Source organism: Pseudomonas sp. P5_B2 (assembly GCF_056400445.1).
The window spans coordinates 1-1,167 of record NZ_JBFULH010001004.1 but is presented as its reverse complement, the minus strand read 5'-3'; the positions used below and the strand labels follow the sequence as shown (position 1 = coordinate 1,167).

At 58.8% G+C, this 1,167-nt stretch carries 1 protein-coding gene and 1 pseudogene; one reads left to right on the top strand and one right to left on the bottom strand.

Annotated elements, in window-relative coordinates; translation table 11 throughout:
* Positions 1-1,004: aminopeptidase (locus AC1DRJ_RS28710; protein WP_477805114.1), on the bottom strand; the 1,004-nt coding region annotated here is incomplete at its 3' end.
* A gap of 59 nt (positions 1,005-1,063) precedes the next feature.
* Here AC1DRJ_RS28710 and AC1DRJ_RS28705 point away from each other — a divergent pair.
* Positions 1,064-1,167 (top strand): annotated as a pseudogene (locus tag AC1DRJ_RS28705) (PA0061/PA0062 family lipoprotein); the annotation flags it as partial.

Below are 1,167 nucleotides of genomic sequence, written 5' to 3'. Positions count from 1 at the left end.
GCATAAAACCTCACCCAATCCCCACCTTCCTGCCGAAACAACGCCGCAAACCCCGGTACCCATTGGTCGTACAACCCAAAGGGCAACAGCCGGGCATTGTTCATCGGCGCGTTGACCCAAGCGTCATAGCGCCTGTCCCCCACCCATTGGCTGTCGCGCAACTGCCGGTATTCGCTGCGCAGCCGCTCGAACTCGGCAGCCTTGCGCTGGCGCATCTGATCCGTCGGCAAGGGCAAGGCGTAAAGCGTTTCAAGGCGCGTGCGAGTGTCCAGCACCAGCTGAGTAAATTGATCCCGTCGCTGTGCCTGCGCGCCGTTGTCCGGCGCCAGGCCTCGGGATGCACGCCATTGGCGCGTGCCTTCCTGTTCGACGAAGCTGGCGAAAGACTCGTTGAACTCCGTGTCGTCCTTCACATAAACACGTTGATGCGCCAGCTCATGGAAAATCAGGGTCGCCAGCCGCTCGTCGCCCCAGCCCATCATCGAGTTGAGGATCGGATCGTTGAACCAGCCGAGCGTCGAGTATGCCTCGACCCCCCCAATCGACACGTCCATACCTTGCAGGCGTTGCACCGCTGCTTCTCCCCGGGCTGCGCTCTGGCTGTAGTAACCGCGATAGGCGACGCAACCTGCGATCGGGAAGCAATGGTTCTGCGGCTTCAGGGAAAACTCCGGCGTGACGAAGACATTCCAGACTACATACGGCCGGCCAATGTCGGCATACAGCCGGTAGCTTTGGTTGTCTGGCAAGTGCAGTTGCTCGCTGGCGAATGTCCGGGCTTTTTGTGACTGAGTCAGATGCGCGCGCAGTTTCTGATCTCGGGAGGGAYCGACGATCACCTCGTCCACCGGCTCACGAGCCCGCAGCAGTTGCAGCYGGCCACTGGCCAATTGACTGTAATAGCTGACGCTGGTGCAACCGTTGAGTAACAAAAGTATCACACCCGGAAACAAAACGCGGAAAACGCGATCAAGTAACCCAAGGCTTGGAATCGGCCTGATCAAAATAAAATCATCCCTGGAAAGTCTGCCGCAAGACTATCCCGCCTGACCGGAGCTGCGCTATGCACAAGTTGATGCTGACGGGGAGCCTGTTATTGCTGACAGGCTGTGCTGGATTTGGACTGCCCTTCCATGACCCGTCGCAAGCTTGGATTGACCTGGACTC